Origin of the sequence: Acidimangrovimonas pyrenivorans, assembly GCF_042643245.1 — a bacterium.
Lineage (GTDB): Bacteria > Pseudomonadota > Alphaproteobacteria > Rhodobacterales > Rhodobacteraceae > Acidimangrovimonas > Acidimangrovimonas pyrenivorans.
In genome coordinates this window covers 36,466-52,564 of the sequence record NZ_JBHRSK010000018.1, presented here as the reverse complement: position 1 = coordinate 52,564, position 16,099 = coordinate 36,466, and the positions used below count along the sequence as shown (strand labels likewise).

Sequence of the window (16,099 nt, the reverse complement as noted above, 5' to 3'; positions counted from 1 at the left end):
CATCGTCCTCCTTATGCCCGGTCGGAGGGATTGCCGGGCATCAATTCATAGGGGTGTTTCCAGCCGGGCAGGGCCGCGATGCGGTCGAGCCAGGCGTCGATATGGGGCCAGGCCTTGCGGTCGAAACCGAAGGGCTCGGGATAGTAGAGGTAGCCGCAGCAGGCGGTGTCGGCGATGGTCGGGGCGTCGCCGGCCACCCAGTCGCGGCCCTCGAGGTGGGTGTCGAGCATCTTGATCGAGGACAGCACCCGGGCGCCGAGCCAGCCGATCGCCTGCTCGGGCCGCCTGTCCTCGGGCACGAAGTTCATCAGGAAGCGCAGCGCGCCCTGCTGGCCCGAGCCCTTCTGCGCGTCCCAGAACAGCCAGCGCAGGATCTCGTTGCGGTCGCCGTCGATCAGCTTGCCGGTCTTCTCGGCGATGTGGAGCTGGATCACGCAGGACTGGGTCAGCGTCAGGTCACCCTCGACGAAGACCGGCGCCTCGCCCATCTCGTTGAGGGCGCGGAACTCGGGGCTGCGGCTCTCGCCGTGGAAGAAATCGACATAGACCGGTTCCCAGTCGTAGCCGGTCAGGGCCATGGTCAGCGCCGCCTTGTAGGCATTGCCGCTTTCGCCGAAGCAGTAGAGTTTGGCTGTCATCAGTCTCTCCCTCCGATGTCGTGCCCGCGACCACGGGCGGATGTGAGTATTTGTTCAAAGAAGAAGCTGCAGGGTAGGGGCGGTAACCCTTCGTTAGCCTCCGGGCGGCAGACTGGGCGGCGCGGTACAGGCTGGAGAGCCGATGACCGCCAAAGGAGAAGTCGCCCCGTTCGGCCCACAGGCAGGGCATTCGTGCCGGGCGGGGCGCATCTGCATTTCTTCTTTGCCCAAATACTCCCGCCGGAGGCGTCCCGCGCTCTCGGCCCGTGCAGCGCCCGTCACAGCGCCCGCGCGATCAACTCCTTCATGATTTCGTTCGTCCCGCCATAGATGCGCTGCACCCTGGCATCCGTCCACATTTCCGCCACGGCATATTCCTGCATGAAGCCGTAGCCGCCATGCATCTGCAGGCACGCGTCCAGCACCTCGCCCTGGGTGTCGGTCAGCCAGTATTTCGCCATCGCCGCCTTGGGCACGGTCAGCTCGCCCTTCAGGTGCTCGGCGATGCAGTCGTCGAGGAAGGCGCGGGCGACCACGGTCTTGGTCTGGCACTCGGCCAGGGTGAAGCGGGTGTTCTGGAACTGCAGCAGGTTGCCGCCGAAGGCCTCGCGTTCCTTGGCATAGGCGATGGTGCGCTCGACCGCCCCCTCCATCGCGCCGACCGCGCCGCAGCCGATGATCAGCCGCTCCTGCGCCAGCTGGCTCATCATCTGGTAGAAGCCCTGGCCCTCTTCGCCGCCGAGCAGGTTCTCGGGCGGGATCTCGACATTGTCGAAGAACAGCTCGGAGGTGTCGGCGGCCTTGAGCCCGATCTTGTCGAGGTTGCGGCCGCGGGTGAAGCCCTGCGCGCCGTCGGTCTCGACCACCATCAGCGAGATGCCCTTGGCCTTCTCGCCCGGGTCGGTCTTGGCGGCGACGACGATTAGGTTGGCGTGCTGGCCGTTGGTGATGAAGGTCTTCTGGCCCGACAGCCGGTAGGCATTGCCGTCGCGGATCGCCCGGGTCTTGATCGCCTGCACGTCCGAGCCGCCCGAGGGTTCGGTCATCGCCAGCGCGCCGACCAGTTCGCCGCTAACCATCTTCGGCAGCCAGCGTTGCTTCTGCTCCTCGGTGCCGTAGGCGAGGATGTAATGGGCGACGATGCCGGAATGGATGCCCTGACCCCAGCTGGCGAGGTTGGCGCGCGAGCCTTCCATCAGGATCACCGCCTCGTGGCCGAAATCGCCGCCGGCGCCGCCATATTCCTCGGGGATCGAGGGGCAGAGCAGGCCCAGTTCGCCGGCCTGGGTCCAGGTCTCGCGATCCATCTCGCCCTGCTTGCGCCAACGTTCGAAATGGGGCGCCCATTCCTCGGTGATGAATTTGCGCGTCATCTCGGCGAGCATCTCGTGCTCGTCCGTCATCCAGCTGGAAGCCATCCTCTCCTCCCTTGTCTCCTGCCTCAACGCTTGCGGGCGTCCAGTTCCGAATTGAAGACCCGCAGGCGGTGGGCGAGGTTGTCCTCGTCCGTCACGCTGTCGAAATGTTCGAACAGGAACGACAGCGCCTCGCCCTCGTCGAGCCCGGCCTCGCGCGCGAACCGCCTGAGGCGGCGATAGCCGTCCTCGGTCATCGCGACCGGGAAGCGGCGGGTCAGGCGAAAGCGTTTGGGCATCGTCCCCTCCTTGGTGGCTGGCCCCGGAAACGCCCAGGGCCGGGCCAGCCTAGAACGCCTCGGCGTCCAGCGCCATCACCGGGTCGGCGCCGGATTCGATCCGGGCCAGGTGCATCGCGCAGGCCGGCAGCTGCCGTGCCATGTAGTAGCGCCCGGTGGCGATCTTGGTCTCGTAGAACGCTGCGTCACCGGTGCCGGCATCGAGCGCGGCATAGGCCGCCTTGGCCATCCGCGCCCACATCAGCCCGAGGCAGACATGGCCCATCAGGTGCATGAAGTCGTAGGAGCCCGACAGCGCCGCGTTGGGGTTCTTCATGCCGTTCTGCATGAAGAACATGCCCGCCGCCTGAAGCTGCTTCGAGGCCGCCTTGAGAGGTTCCACGAAGCCCTTCATCCGTTCGTCGCCGTCATGCGCCTTGCACTCGGCCTTGACCATCTCGAAGAAGGCCATGACGTGCTTGCCGCCGTCCTGGGCCAGCTTGCGGCCGACGAGGTCGAGCGCCTGGATGCCGTTGGCGCCCTCGTAGATCATCGCGATCCGGGCGTCGCGGGCGAATTGCGACATGCCCTGTTCCTCGATGTAACCGTGGCCGCCATAGACCTGCTGGGCCTGCACCGCCATCTCGAAACCCTTGTCGGTCTGGAAGCCCTTGATCACCGGGGTCAGCAGCGAGATCAGGCCCTCGGCATCCTTGTCGTCCGAGCGGTGGGCCTTGTCGATCAGGTGGGCGCCCCAGAAGGTGAAGGCGCGGGCGCCCTCGACGAAGGCCTTCTGGTCCATCAGCATGCGGCGGACATCGGGGTGGACGATGATCGGATCGGCGGCGCCGTCGGGGTTCTTGGTGCCGGTGACGTCGCGGCCCTGCAGCCGGTCGCGGGCATAGGCGACGGCGTTCTGGTAGGCGGCTTCGGCCTGGGCATAGCCCTGCAGACCGACGCCGAGACGGGCCTCGTTCATCATCGTGAACATCGCCCGCATGCCCTTGTGCAGCTCGCCGATCAGGTAGCCGGTGGCACCGTCGTAGTTCATCACGCAGGTGGCGTTGCCGTGGATGCCCATCTTCTCTTCGATCTTGCCGACCGAGACGCCGTTGCGCTCGCCCAGCGAGCCGTCCTCGTTGACGAGGAACTTGGGCACGATGAACAGGCTGATGCCCTTGGTGCCTTCGCCGCCGCCCGGTGCCTTGGCCAGCACCAGGTGGATGACGTTCTCGCTCATGTCGTGGTCGCCGGCCGAGATGAAGATCTTCTGGCCGGTGATCTTGTAGCTGCCGTCATCCTGCGGCTCGGCCTTGCTGCGCAGCAGGCCGAGGTCGGTGCCGCAATGCGGCTCGGTCAGGTTCATGGTGCCGGTCCAGTCCATCGACACCATCTTGGGCAGGTATTTCGCCTTCTGCGCCTCCGAGCCATGGGCGAGGATCGCCGAGATCGCGCCGTGGGTCAGGCCCTGGTACATGTTGAAGGCCATGTTGGCCGAGACGAACATCTCGCCGACCGCGGTGCCCATGACGTAGGGCAGGCCCTGGCCGCCGAATTCCTCGGGCAGGTCGAGCCCGTTCCAGCCGCCTTCCTTGACCGCCTCGAAGGCGTCCTTGAAGCCCGTCGGCGTGTAGACGACGCCGTTCTCCAGCCGGCAGCCCTCCTGGTCGCCGACCGCGTTGAGCGGGGCGAGCACTTCGCCGGCCAGCTTGCCGGCCTCGTCGAGCACGGCGGCGGTGAAGTCGCGCTCGAGCTCGTCATAGCCGGGGATGCCGGTCTCGCCGACCTTGAGCATCTCGTGCAGGACGAATTGCATGTCCTTGGTGGGGGCCGTGTAGACGGGCATTCGGGTCTCCCTTAGGTTACTTGGTTCCGTTGGCCTTGCGGCGGTCGGCGATGGTGTCGCCCAGCCAGGCCATCTGTTCCTTCAGATCGGCGATCGCCTCGTTCAGCTCGTCGCGCTGCTGCTCCATCTGGGCAAGCCGCTGCTGCGCCGCGTCGTAGGTGCGGCTCATCTGTTCGAGATGGGCCTCGTCGCGGTTGTAGAGATCGAGCAGCTGGCGGATTTCCTCGAGGCTGAAGCCGAAGCGCTTGCCGCGCAGGATCAGCTTGAGCCGCGCCCGGTCGCGCTTGGTGAACAGCCGTTTCTGGCCGTCGCGGATCGGGAAGATGAGCTCCTTCGCTTCGTAGAACCGCAGGGTGCGCGGCGTCACGTCGAAGGCGTCGCACATCTCGCGGATGGTCATGGTTCTTTCAGTCATCGCATCGTCAGTTCTGGTGGCGCCATGGCAATGAGATGCATTCTTGCGGAGCATCCTACAAGGTGAGTTGACGTTTGCGTAAACGTAACGTGACGTCATTTTTCCGATGACGTGGTGTCAGCCGGCGGGAGGGGGAATGCGGGGTTGGTTTCTGTGCCGGCAAGCTCTCCGCGCAGCCATTGCTGCAGACGCGCCGGTCAGGAGACCGCACCGTTGTGCGGCTGAATTGTTCTCCGGGGCTTCGGCCCCGGATCGCGCCCGCCCCACCCCCAGGGCAGGCGCGATCCGATGCAACCGTGGCAATCAATCCGACACTCGGCGCTTTGGCGTCAGGACACTACGAACGGTGCCGCGCCCACCCACGGGGGCGGGCGCGATCCTACGCGCTTTGTGCCGGCGGTCCCACGGGCGGGGACGACAGGAAAGGAAGTGGGAAAGGGCAGGCGCCGAGTCTCTCCGTCGCGCCGCCCCGCTACCCGTCCAGCGAGTCGGCGACCTCGTCGCGCAGGGCGCGCAGGTCGGTGATGGCGGCGTCGAGTTCCGCGCGCTGGCGGGCCAGTTCGCCAAGCTGGCGGTCGGCCATCTCGATCCAGGCCTCCATCTGCGAGCGCGTCCCCTCCCGCCCGTAAAGCTCGAGCCATTGCCGGATCTCCTCGAGCGAGAAGCCGAAGCGGCGGCCGCGCAGGATCAGGGTCATCCGCGCCACCTCGCGCGGGCCGTAGAAGCGGCTGCGGCCCTGCTTCTGCGGCTGCAGCAGCTCGATATACTCGTAGTAGCGCAGCGTCCGCGGGGTGACCTCGAACTGGGCGCACATCTCCTTGAAGCTGATCAGGTCGTCGCTCATCGCTCTCTCGGCCGGGGTGTCGGGCGGTCCGCTCAAGGTAAGCGGTTCGGCCGGGGGGTGCAATCGCGGCCGTGCGCCCCGGCCGGGGATTTGGCCTTGCAGGGCCGGGCACGAGCACGAATAACTGAAGGCAGGTAGCGACAGGGGACGAGGGATGACCGACAGCAAGGCGAAATTGGCCCGCCAGTTCATCGAGGCGATCCCCCATGCCAAGGCGCTGGGGATGCATCTGGACGAGCTCGGCGACGGCGTCGCCGCGATCTCGATGGCCTATGATTCCCGCTTCGTCGGCGATCCGGCGACCGGCGTCATCCATGGCGGCGCGGTCTCGGCGCTGATGGACACGGCCAGCGGCGCGGCGGTGATGAGCCATCCGGGCGCCCCCGCCGGCACCGCCACCATCGACCTGCGCATCGACTATATGCGGGCGGCGACGCCGGGCCAGCGCATCACCGCCCGGGCCGAGTGCTACCACATCACCCGCTCCGTCGCCTTCGTCCGCGCCACCGCGACGGACGAGGACGAGAGCCGCCCGGTCGCCACCGCCTCGGGCGCCTTCACCGTCGAACGTCCGAAGGGAGGCAAGGCATGAGCCGGTCGCGTCCCGAACCCGTCCAGGTGATCAAGCAGCGCCGCGACGCCGCCCTCAAGGCACTGGCCGGCGGCGTGCCCTACATCCAGTTCCTCGGCATCGAGTTCGACCGCCGCGGCGACGAGGTGACGGCGATCCTGCCCTTCGACGACAGCCTGATCGGCAACCCCTTCCTGCCGGCGATCCATGGCGGCGTCACCGCCGCCTTCCTCGAGACCACGGCGATCATCGAACTGAGCTGGTCGATCCTCTGGGAGGAGATGGAGACCGGCAAGCTCGACCCGACGACGCTGCACCCGACCCACCTGCCGCGGCTGCCCAAGACCATCGACTTCACCGTCGACTACCTGCGTTCGGGCCTGCCGCGCGACGCCTATGCCCGCGCCCGCGTCAACCGCTCGGGCCGGCGCTACGCCTCGGTCCATGTCGAGGCCTGGCAGGACAACCGCGCCCGGCTCTTTGCCCAGGCGACGGGACATTTCCTGATGCCCGACCGGAACGGCGATGCCGCTGCGGGGGGAAATGGCTGAGATCACCCACGCGCGGGTCCTGAAGATCGCGCTGCCCATCGTGCTGTCGAACGCCACGGTGCCGATCCTGGGTGCCGTCGATACCGGCGTCGTCGGCCAGCTGGGCCTTGCCGCCCCGATCGGCGCCGTCGGCGTCGGCGCGGTGATCCTGTCGGCGATCTACTGGGTCTTCGGCTTCCTGCGCATGGGCACCTCGGGCATGGTCGCCCAGGCCCACGGCGCCGGCGACGCCTCCGAGACCGGCGCCATCCTGATGCGCGCGCTGCTGATCGGCGCGGCGGCGGGCCTTGCCTTCATCCTGCTGCAGGCACCGCTGTTCTGGGCCGCCTTCAGGCTCGCCCCGGCCTCGGCCGAGGTCGAGGGGCTGGCCCGCGCCTACCTCTCGATCCGGATATGGGGCGCGCCGGCGACGATCTCGATCTACGCCGTCACCGGCTGGCTGATCGCGACCGAGCGGACCCGCGGCGTGCTGGCGCTGCAACTGTGGATGAACGGGCTCAATGTCGGGCTCGACCTGTGGTTCGTACTCGGCCTCGGCTGGGGTGTGCAGGGGGTGGCGGCGGCGACGCTGATCTCGGAGTGGAGCGGACTGGCGCTGGGGCTCTACCTGTGCCGGCCGGCCTTCGGCGGCGACCAGTGGCGCGACTGGGCCCGGGTCTTCAACCGCGAACGGCTGAAGCGGATGATGCAGGTGAACACCGACATCATGCTGCGTTCGGTGCTGCTGCAGGGCTCTTTCACCTCCTTCGTCTTCCTCGGGGCGCTGTTCGGCGACGTGACGCTGGCGGCCAACCAGGTGCTGATGCAGTTCCTCGAGATCACTGCCTACGCACTCGACGGCTTCGCCTTCTCGGCCGAGTCGCTGGTCGGCCAGGCGGTCGGTGCCCGCTCGGTGCCGCGGCTGCGGCGGTCCGCGCTCCTGTCGAGCCAGTGGAGCCTTGGGGCCAGCCTCGCGCTCGGGCTGGCGTTCTGGTTCGGCGGCCCGGCGCTGATCGACCTGATGGCCAAGGCGCCCGAGGTGCAGGCGGCGGCGCGGCTCTACCTGCCCTGGATCGCGGTCGCCCCGGTGGTCAGCGTCGCCAGCTACATGCTCGACGGCATCTTCATCGGCGCCACCATGACCAGGGCGATGCGCAACGCGATGGTGCTGTCGGTGGCAGTCTATGCCGCGGCGATCGCGCTGCTGATGCCGCCTTTGAGCAATCACGGGCTCTGGGCCGCGCTGATGGTGCTCAACGCGGTGCGGGGGCTGACGCTGGCGCTGCGCTACAAGGCGGTCGAGCGGCTGGCGGCCTAGGTTCCGGCGGCAAGGCCGGGGGCGCTGCCCCCGGACCCCCGGGATATTTGTCAGCAGAAAGTGTGGATCAGAGGATCGAGAGCACGGCTTCGGGCGGGCGGCCGAGGGCGGCGCGGGCGCCGTGGAGCACCAGCGGGCGCTCGATCAGCACCGGGTTGGCGGCGAGGGCGGCGATCAGGGTGTCCTCGTCGATGTCGCGGCTGAGGCCGAGTTCCCTGAACCGGGCCTCCTTGGTCCGGGTCAGGGCGAGGGCCGGCTGGCCGAGGCGGGCGAGCGCGTCGCGCAGTTCGGCCTCGCTGGGCGGATCGTCGAGGTAGCGCCGGACCTGCGGGGCGAGGCCGCGCTCCTGCAGCAGCGCTAGGGTCTGGCGCGATTTCGAGCAGCGCGGGTTGTGCCAGATGATGACGCTCACAGCCAGTCCTTCCGTCCGGTGCCGACCGCCTCGGCGACGCTGGCGAAGCCGTCGCGGGCGAGCAAACTGTCGAGCCCGCGGGCGATGCGGGCGGCAAGGCCGATGCCTTCATAGACCATCGCGGTGTAGAGCTGCACCGCCGCGGCGCCGGCGCGGATCTTGGCATAGGCCTGTTCGGGCGTTCCGACGCCGCCGACGCCGATCAAAGGCAGGGCGCCGTCGGTCAGCTGCGATAGCCGGGCCAGGATGCGAGTGGATTTTTCGAACAATGGCGCGCCGGATAGCCCGCCTTTCTCGCCCGCATATGCACTTTTCAGACCTTCGCGCGCCAAGGTGGTATTGGTGGCGATGACGGCGTCGATGCCGGAGCCTTGCGCGACCTCGGCGATCTCTTCCAGCTCGCGGTCGTCCAGATCCGGGGCGATCTTGAGGAAGACCGGGATCGGCCGGGCGAGCCCGTCGCGCACCTCCAGCACCCCCGCCAGCAGCGCCGAGAGCGCCGCCTTGCCCTGCAGCTCGCGCAGCCGCTCGGTATTGGGCGAGGAGACGTTGACGGTGGCGAAATCGAGATGCGGGCCGCAGGTCGCCAGCACGGTGGCGAAATCGGCGGCGCGGTCGGCGCTGTCCTTGTTGGCGCCGAGGTTGAGGCCGATGACGGCATCGCGCGGGCGCCGGGCCAGCCGGGCGGCGATGGCCTCGGCGCCGTCATTGTTGAAGCCGAAGCGGTTGATCGCGGCGCGGTCCTCGGTCAGCCGGAACAGGCGCGGTTGCGGATTGCCCGGTTGCGGCCGCGGCGTGGCGGCGCCGACCTCGATGAAGCCGAAGCCGGCCCGAGCCAGCGGCGCCAGCGCCACCGCGTTCTTGTCGAAGCCGGCGGCGAGCCCGATCGGGTTGGGCAGGTCGAGCCCCGCCAGCCGGGTGGCCAGCCGGGGCGAGGTGACCCGACCCGGCAGCGGCAGCAGCCCGCTGCGCAGGGCGCAGAGTGACAGGCCGTGGGCGCGTTCGGGATCGAAGCGGTGGAGCAGGGGTAGGCCGAGGCGCTCGAGCGGGGTCACATCACCCCCTCGGGGAAGATGTGGCCGGTGGCGCCGAGCGGCAGCGACTTGTCCCAGACCACCTCGTCGAGGCGCAATTCGCGGTAGAGATGGGGAAACAGCGCCCCGCCGCGCGACGGCTCCCATTTCAGTTCGGGGCCGAGCCGGTCGGGATCGACCGCAACCAGCACCAGGTCGCTTTCGGCGGCAAAATGCTTGGCGGCGGTCTCGGCCACCTGGGGGGCGGTCGAGAAATGTATGAAGCCGTCCTCCAGGTCGACCGGCGCGCCGAGGGTCTCGCCGGCGGCGCGGAAGGCGTCCCATTCGGGGCGGCGGAATATCTTGAAGATCAGCATGGCAAGGTCATGCCGTGCCGGGCGCGCGCGGTCAATGGGGCGCGTGCAGTTGTGCAGGCCCGGCGAGAGCGCGGCGAGAGCGCGGCGGGGGGGGCGGCTGCGGGGATCACGGCTGCGATAGCGGGTGTCGTGGGGCTTGCCAGCGGACGGCCGGCCTGCAAGAATTGAACCATCGTTCATTTAATGCGGCAGCCCCTGGAGGAGGTCCGGCGGAGGGGCCGGCGACGGGGCGGCAAGGGAGGATGAGATGACCACCGAGATGACCAGGGACAAGCGGCTCGACATCGCCCCGACGCGGGGGCTGGCCCATGTGGCCGGGGCGACGGACGTGCCGCTGATCGAGGATAGCATTCCGGCGCTTCTGGCCCGCACCGCCGAGACCTGGCCCGAGCGCGAGGCCGCGGTCTTCACCGGCGAGGGCATCCGCTGGACCTGGCGCGAATTCGCCGCCCGCGTCGACCGGCTGGCCGCCGGCCTGCTGCGGCTCGGGCTCGGCCATGGCGACCGGATCGGCATCTGGGCGCCGAATCGCTCGGAATGGCTGCTGACGCAATTCGCCACCGCCCGGATCGGGGTGATCCTGGTCAACGTCAATCCCGCCTACCGCCTGCACGAGCTGGAATTCGCGCTGAAGAAGACCGGCTGCCGGGCGCTGGTACTGGCCGAGCGGTTCAAGAGCTCGGACTATGTCGGCATGATTAACCGGCTGGTGCCGGAACTGGCGCGGGCGCAGCCGGGGCAGCTCGAATGCCGCAAGCTGCCCGACCTGCGCGACGTCGTCACCCTGGGCGAGACCTCTTATCCCGGCTGCCACCGGTTCATGGATGTCGAGGCGATGGGGGAAGCGGTCGCGGCGAGCGAGCTGGACGCGCTCACCGCCGCGCTCGACGCCAACGAGCCGATCAACATCCAGTTCACCTCGGGCACCACCGGCGCGCCCAAGGGGGCGACGCTGACCCACCGCAACATCGTCAACAACGCCCATTTCGTGACCGGGGCGATGAAGGCGACCGAGGCCGACCGCGTCTGCATCCCGGTCCCCTTCTACCATTGCTTCGGCATGGTGATGGGCACGCTGGGCTGCGTCACCAAGGGGGCAACCATCGTCGTCCCGGGCGAGGGCTTCGACCCGGCGGCGACCCTGTCCTGCGTCGCGGCCGAACGCTGCACCGCGCTTTACGGCGTGCCGACGATGTTCGTTGCCATGCTCGAACATCCCGATTTCGCCCAGCATGACCTGTCGAGCCTGCGCACCGGCATCATGGCCGGCGCGCCGTGCCCGATCGAGGTGATGAAGCAGGTCCAGTCGAAGATGCACATGTCCGAGGTCACGATCGCCTACGGCATGACCGAGACCAGCCCGGTCTCGTTCCAGTCGGGCACCGACACGCCGCTGGAAAAGCGGGTCTCCTCGGTCGGGCAGATCCAGCCGCATCTCGAGGTCAAGATCGTGCGCGAGGACGGCTCGATCGCCAATGTCGGCGAGCAGGGGCAGCTGCTGACCCGGGGCTATTCGGTGATGTGCGGCTACTGGGGCGAGCCCGAGCGCACCGCCGAGGCGGTCGACGCGGAAGGCTGGATGCGGACCGGCGACCTGGCCCGGATCGACGCCGAGGGCTATTGCAACATCACCGGCCGGGTGAAGGACATGATCCTGCGCGGCGGCGAGAACATCTACCCGCGCGAGATCGAGGAGTTCCTCTACACCCACCCCGATGTCAGCCAGGTCCAGGTCTTCGGCATTCCCGACCACAAATATGGCGAGATCGTCGCCGCCTGGATCGTGCCGCGCCCGGGCACGACGCCGACCGAGGCCGGGATCAAGGAGTTCTGCCGCGACCAGATCGCCCATTTCAAGATCCCGGCCGTGATCCGGTTCAAGGACGAACTGCCGATGACCGTCACCGGTAAGCCGCAGAAATTCGTCATGCGCGACGCGATGATCGAGGAGCTGGAGCTCGAGGTCGAACAGACGGCGTGAGCCGGCGACGATCGGCGGCGTCTGCGGGCGCCGCCTAGTCCTGCCTGACGGGGCGGAGCGTGGCGGGTTGAACCGCGACCCGCAGCTCTCGTCCCAGCAGGTCGAGCAGCACCCAGACCCGTTGATCGGGCGCCAGTTGCTCGACCGTCGCGACGAACTCGGTGAACGGGCCGGAGGACAGCCGGACCGCATCGCCCGGCCGGATATCGGGGGATGGCAGCAGCTTGCCCTCGGCGTCGCAGCGCCGCATCAGCTGCGCAATCATCTCCGCGGGCACGCGCGCCGGTTCCTTGCCGAAGCTCACCAGCCGGGTGACGCCGTGGGTCGAGTTGATCGCCTGCCAGCCACCCCGCGCCGGGTCGAAGGCGACGAAGGCATAGCCCGGGAACAGCGGCCGCGACGCCGTCACGAAGGCCCCGCGTGCGCGGCGGGTGCCCTCCTGCATCGGGACGAAGACCTGGAAACCCTGCCTGCGCAGGTTCCGTTCGGCGATGCACAGGGAATTCGGCTTGAGCTGCGCCAGATACCAGGATGTTTCCGCCGCGTCGCCGACCATGGCCTCTCTCGCACTCCACCTTCCGGTCCTTGTCGCTCAAATCGGACCGCGTGCCAATCAGGAACGCGGAGGCGCACCGCTTGCCCGGACAGGGCGTGGCGCGCGCCGGGACGCCGAAGCGGGCGCCGAACCGGAGCGTCGCCGCCCGCAAAGCCCGGTCCAAGGCGGCATGGGGAATTCGGGGCCCCCCGCAGCGGCGGCCGGGACAGGTTGCGCGGCATTCGCATGCTACGCTTGAGTCGGGGTTGTGCGCAACCTTGGGTGGCAATGGCGATCAGGCAAAAGGCCTTGGTTGCTTGCCGTCAAAACCCGTTTCCGATCTTGTCCAAGGCGTGTCGCGGCAGTCCTCGTGCGGCAGCCTGCGCGGCTCCGTCCGACGGGCGGCCGCTTCTTCTCCAGGCATCGCGGCCAGATTCGAGGCTGCCCGCTGTGGCCGGCCCAACGCGACGGTGGTATCGGGATGCACCCGACAGCGATACGATCTGAAACAGACACTTCTCGAGGATGAGCGAGCATATGCGACGCGTTCTGGTCACCGGCTCGGCCGGTTTCATCGGCTTCCACCTGGCCAAACTGCTTCTGGCCGAGGGCTTCCGGGTCCACGGCTATGACGGCATGTCGGACTACTACGACGTCAATCTCAAGCGGAAGCGGCACGCGATGCTGCTGCAGAACCCGAATTTCTCGGCCGACGAGGCGCTGCTCGAGGACAACGAGACGCTCGACCGGGTCTTCGACAGCTTCGCGCCGGAGGTCATCGTCCATCTCGCGGGGCAGGCGGGGGTGCGCTATTCGCTCGAGAACCCGCGCGCCTATATCGACGCCAATATCGTCGGCACCTTCAACGTCATGGAGGCGGCGCGCCGGTTGCAGGTGCAACACCTGATGATGGCCTCGACCTCCTCGGTCTACGGCGCCAACACCGAGATGCCGTATCGCGAGACCGACAAGGCCGACACCCAGATGACGATCTACGCCGCGACCAAGAAGGCGAACGAGGCGATGGGTCATTCCTATGCCCATCTCTGGGGACTGCCGACCACGATGTTCCGCTTCTTCACCGTCTACGGGCCCTGGGGCCGGCCGGACATGGCGCTGTTCAAGTTCGTCGACGCGATCCTCGAGGGCCGGCCGATCGACATCTACAACAACGGCGAGATGTATCGCGACTTCACCTATGTCGGGGACCTGGTGCGCGGCATCCGGCTGCTGATCGACGCGGTGCCGGAACGCCCCGAAAGCGCCGAGGAGATCGCGCCGGGCGACAGCCTGTCGCCGGTGGCGCCGTTCCGGATCGTCAATATCGGCAATTCCGACAAGGTGCGGCTGCTCGATTTCGTCGACGCGATCGAAGAGTGCCTCGGCCGGCCGGCGATCCGCAACTACATGCCGATGCAGAAGGGCGACGTGCCGGCGACCTGGGCGGATGCCGCGCTGCTGCACCGCCTGACCGGCTATCGGCCGCAGACCGATGTCCGCGAAGGCATCGCCCGCTTCGTCGACTGGTTCCGGGAGTATTACGAGAAATGAACCAAAGCGCCGCGCCGCCGCTGGGCGACGGCCCGATCGCGGTCCTGGGGCTGGACCATGCCGGGCTGGCGCTGGCGGTGGAGGGCGGCAAGAGCCGCAAGGGCGCCGGCTTCGATGTCGCGCCCGGGCGGATCGCCGGACTGGGCTGCGGACGCGACCACAGCCGCGAGGGCGACGCCGAAGACCTGGCCGCGGCCGGCGGCGGGCCGGCATCCGGGACCGGCCACAGGGGGCTGGCGGCGGGCACCCGCCGCAGTATCATGCCGCGATGCGCCCGAGCTTCTATCCCGCCTTGGTCAACGACCGTTCCGGCGATCCCGCCGTCTATGTCGACTTCCTGCGGGAGCGGCGGGCGATCTTGTTCGACCTCGGCGAGATCAACGCCCTGCCTCCGCGCAAGATCCTGCGGCTGAGCGACGTATTCGTCTCGCACACCCATGTCGATCACTTCATCGGCTTCGACCGGCTGCTGCGGCTGCTGCTCGGGCGGCCGAAAACGCTGCGCCTCTACGGTCCCGACGGGTTCGTCGACCGGGTGGCGGCCAAGCTGAACGCCTATACCTGGAACCTGGTCGACCGCTTCGCCGACGATCTGATCTTCGAGGTCACGGAACTGGCGGGCGCGGGGCAGGGGCGGCGGGCGCGGTTCCGCCTCAAGGCCCGCTTCGCGCGCGAGGGGGAAGAGCAGATCGCCGTTGACGACGGGGTGATCCTGTCCGAGCCCGGCCTGACGGTCCGCTTCGCCGAACTGACGCATCGCACGCCCTGCCTTGCCTACGCGCTGCAGGAGACCGCCCATGTCAATATCTGGCGCAATCGGGTTGCCGAGCTCGGCCTTGCCCTCGGGCCGTGGCTGCGGCGGCTGAAACAGGCGATCCAGGCCGGTCTGCCCGATGCGACACCGATCGCGGTCGAGACCATCGCGGGGGCACGGCGCGATCTGCCGCTCGGCCAGTTGCGCGACAGGGTCGCCTCGGTGACGGCCGGCCAGAAGATCGCCTATGTCACCGACGCGGGCTTCACCCCCGCCAACGCGGCGGCGATCGTCGAACTGGCGCGCGGCGCCGACACGTTGTTCATCGAGGCCGCCTTTGCCGGGGCCGATGCCGCGCTGGCCCGGGACCGGGCCCACCTGACCGCTGCCGAGGCGGGCGAGCTGGCCCGCCAGGCCGGGGTGGCGCGGGTCGAGCCGTTCCACTTCTCGCCGCGCTACAGCGGCATGGAAGACCGGCTTCTCGCCGAGGCGATCCGGGCCTTTCGCGGCGGGATGCGGGACCTGTCCTAGAGACGCGCGCCGGGCGGTGAGGCGCGCCAGGCGCGTCGCTCAGCCGATGCGCAGCGGCTGCCGCCTCGGCCCCCAGTCGCCGGGCGGACCGTCGATGACGCCGGGAAAGGCGGTGCCGCAGCTGCGGCAATGGCCGTCCTCGGTCAGGTTCCAGTCCGACAGCCGGTACCAGTCGCGGCCGATCAGCAAGTCGCCGCAGCTGCTGCAATAGCTCGACTGGCCGTCCTTGTGATGGGTGTTGCCGACATAGACATGGTTGAGGCCGGCGGCCCTGGCGATCTGACGCGCCCGCAGCAGCGTCGCCTGCGGCGTGGCCGGCACCTCGGGCATGCGGTGGTCGGGGTGGAAGGCCGAGAAATGCAGCGGCACGTCCGGCCCCAGCCGGTCGACGATCCAGTCCGCCATCTCGGTCAGCTCGCGGTCGCTGTCGTTGTGGCCCGGGATCAGCAGCGTCGTCAGCTCGACCCAGCAGTCGGTCTCGTTGGCCACGTAGTCGATCGTCTCCAGCACCGGCGCCAGATGCGCGGCGGCGAGCTGATGATAGAACGCCTCGCTGAAGCCTTTGAGGTCGATATTCGCCGCGTCCATATGGGCGAAGAATTCCGCCCGCGGCTCGGGCGTGATGTAGCCCGCCGTCACCGCCACGCTGCGGATGCCGCGGTCGTGGCAGGCGCGGGCGATGTCGACGGCATATTCGTAGAAGATCACCGGGTCGTTGTAGGTGAAGGCGACCGAGGCCGCCCCGGCCCGTTCCGCCGCCTCGGCGATCATCTCGGGCGTCGCCCGGTCGGTCAGGCTGTCGACCTGGCGGCTGGTCGAAATCTCGTGGTTCTGGCAGAACTTGCAGGCCAGGTTGCAGCCCGCGGTGCCGAAGCTGAGCACCGGGGTGCCGGGCAGGAAATGGTTCAGCGGCTTCTTCTCGATCGGGTCGATGCAGAAGCCCGAGGAGCGGTTGTAGGTGTCGAGGACGATGCGCTGGCCCTCGGCCTTGCGCACGAAGCACAGGCCGCGCTGGCCCGGTTTCGGGGCGCAGTAGCGCGGGCAGAGTTCGCAGACCAGCCGCCCATCCTCGGGGCGGGCGGACCAGAAACGCGCGGTATCCAAGACGACCCCTCCAAAATTTGTGATCACACCCCATATAGGGCGCAAT

17 protein-coding genes are annotated in these 16,099 nt (G+C 68.4%); 6 read left to right on the top strand and 11 right to left on the bottom strand.

All coding sequences use genetic code 11. The annotated features are described in order from the left end of the window. Positions 1 to 11: 11 nt before the first annotated feature. From ACFOES_RS19580 to ACFOES_RS19555, 6 genes are all read right to left on the bottom strand, one after another. Positions 12 to 638, bottom strand: coding sequence for a glutathione S-transferase family protein (locus tag ACFOES_RS19580; RefSeq protein WP_377835140.1), 627 nt, complete (start codon positions 636 to 638; stop codon positions 12 to 14). 278 nt (positions 639 to 916) lie between these two features. Then, positions 917 to 2,056: an acyl-CoA dehydrogenase family protein gene (locus ACFOES_RS19575; RefSeq protein ID WP_377835138.1), complete on the bottom strand. Its 1,140-nt coding sequence runs from the start codon at positions 2,054 to 2,056 to the stop codon at positions 917 to 919. Between the two features lie 23 nt (positions 2,057 to 2,079). Continuing rightward, positions 2,080 to 2,292, bottom strand: coding sequence for a hypothetical protein (locus ACFOES_RS19570; protein ID WP_377835137.1), 213 nt, complete (start codon positions 2,290 to 2,292; stop codon positions 2,080 to 2,082). A 49-nt stretch (positions 2,293 to 2,341) separates the two neighbouring features. Beyond that, a complete protein-coding gene (locus tag ACFOES_RS19565; protein ID WP_377835135.1) occupies positions 2,342 to 4,117 on the bottom strand; it encodes an acyl-CoA dehydrogenase C-terminal domain-containing protein in 1,776 nt (591 codons plus the stop codon). A gap of 16 nt (positions 4,118 to 4,133) precedes the next feature. Beyond that, entirely contained in the window at positions 4,134 to 4,532 is a 399-nt protein-coding gene (locus ACFOES_RS19560) for a MerR family transcriptional regulator (protein ID WP_377835133.1), read from the bottom strand. A 472-nt stretch (positions 4,533 to 5,004) separates the two neighbouring features. Next, a complete protein-coding gene (locus ACFOES_RS19555; protein ID WP_377835131.1) occupies positions 5,005 to 5,376 on the bottom strand; it encodes a MerR family transcriptional regulator in 372 nt (123 codons plus the stop codon). Between the two features lie 154 nt (positions 5,377 to 5,530). Here ACFOES_RS19555 and ACFOES_RS19550 point away from each other — a divergent pair, with 154 nt between their 5' ends. The 3 genes from ACFOES_RS19550 to ACFOES_RS19540 are packed head-to-tail and all read left to right on the top strand — an operon-like array spanning position 5,531 to position 7,795. Then, on the top strand, positions 5,531 to 5,968 hold the full coding sequence (locus ACFOES_RS19550; protein WP_377835129.1) for a PaaI family thioesterase: 438 nt from the start codon (positions 5,531 to 5,533) through the stop codon (positions 5,966 to 5,968). Then, positions 5,965 to 6,498, top strand: a complete 534-nt coding sequence (locus tag ACFOES_RS19545; protein ID WP_377835127.1) for a PaaI family thioesterase — start codon at positions 5,965 to 5,967, stop codon at positions 6,496 to 6,498. Before ACFOES_RS19550 ends, ACFOES_RS19545 begins: the two co-directional genes overlap by 4 nt. Next, positions 6,491 to 7,795, top strand: a complete 1,305-nt coding sequence (locus ACFOES_RS19540; RefSeq protein ID WP_377835125.1) for an MATE family efflux transporter — start codon at positions 6,491 to 6,493, stop codon at positions 7,793 to 7,795. The genes ACFOES_RS19545 and ACFOES_RS19540 overlap by 8 nt, the downstream gene beginning before the upstream one ends. A gap of 67 nt (positions 7,796 to 7,862) precedes the next feature. Here the strand turns inward: ACFOES_RS19540 and arsC are convergent, their stop codons facing one another. Genes arsC through ACFOES_RS19525 form a run of 3 tightly spaced genes read right to left on the bottom strand, consistent with a single transcriptional unit; the run spans position 7,863 to position 9,597 of the window. Continuing rightward, the gene (gene arsC, locus ACFOES_RS19535; RefSeq protein ID WP_377835123.1) at positions 7,863 to 8,207 is read right to left on the bottom strand and encodes an arsenate reductase (glutaredoxin); all 345 of its coding nucleotides are present in this window, start codon (positions 8,205 to 8,207) and stop codon (positions 7,863 to 7,865) included. Beyond that, positions 8,204 to 9,262 carry a quinone-dependent dihydroorotate dehydrogenase gene (locus tag ACFOES_RS19530; RefSeq protein ID WP_377835122.1) on the bottom strand — a complete coding sequence of 353 codons (1,059 nt, stop codon included), beginning with the start codon at positions 9,260 to 9,262 and terminating at the stop codon, positions 8,204 to 8,206. Before ACFOES_RS19530 ends, arsC begins: the two co-directional genes overlap by 4 nt. After that, positions 9,259 to 9,597, bottom strand: a complete 339-nt coding sequence (locus tag ACFOES_RS19525) for a DUF952 domain-containing protein (RefSeq protein ID WP_377835120.1) — start codon at positions 9,595 to 9,597, stop codon at positions 9,259 to 9,261. The genes ACFOES_RS19530 and ACFOES_RS19525 overlap by 4 nt, the downstream gene beginning before the upstream one ends. A 247-nt stretch (positions 9,598 to 9,844) precedes the next feature. Here ACFOES_RS19525 and ACFOES_RS19520 point away from each other — a divergent pair, with 247 nt between their 5' ends. After that, positions 9,845 to 11,578 (top strand): AMP-binding protein, encoded by a 1,734-nt coding sequence (locus ACFOES_RS19520; RefSeq protein WP_377835119.1) that lies wholly within the window; start codon positions 9,845 to 9,847, stop codon positions 11,576 to 11,578. Between the two features lie 34 nt (positions 11,579 to 11,612). Here the strand turns inward: ACFOES_RS19520 and nusG are convergent, their stop codons facing one another. Then, the gene (nusG, locus tag ACFOES_RS19515) at positions 11,613 to 12,134 is read right to left on the bottom strand and encodes a transcription termination/antitermination protein NusG (RefSeq protein WP_377835117.1); all 522 of its coding nucleotides are present in this window, start codon (positions 12,132 to 12,134) and stop codon (positions 11,613 to 11,615) included. Positions 12,135 to 12,650: 516 nt separating this feature from the next. Here nusG and ACFOES_RS19510 point away from each other — a divergent pair. Both ACFOES_RS19510 and ACFOES_RS19505 read left to right on the top strand, forming a co-directional pair. Continuing rightward, positions 12,651 to 13,664, top strand: coding sequence for an NAD-dependent epimerase/dehydratase family protein (locus ACFOES_RS19510; RefSeq protein WP_377835115.1), 1,014 nt, complete (start codon positions 12,651 to 12,653; stop codon positions 13,662 to 13,664). 268 nt (positions 13,665 to 13,932) lie between these two features. Then, positions 13,933 to 14,949: a ribonuclease Z gene (locus tag ACFOES_RS19505; protein WP_377835113.1), complete on the top strand. Its 1,017-nt coding sequence runs from the start codon at positions 13,933 to 13,935 to the stop codon at positions 14,947 to 14,949. Positions 14,950 to 14,988: 39 nt separating this feature from the next. Here ACFOES_RS19505 and amrS read toward each other — a convergent pair whose 3' ends face one another. After that, positions 14,989 to 16,053 carry an AmmeMemoRadiSam system radical SAM enzyme gene (gene amrS, locus ACFOES_RS19500; protein ID WP_377835112.1) on the bottom strand — a complete coding sequence of 355 codons (1,065 nt, stop codon included), beginning with the start codon at positions 16,051 to 16,053 and terminating at the stop codon, positions 14,989 to 14,991. Between the last annotated feature and the right edge of the window lie 46 nt (positions 16,054 to 16,099).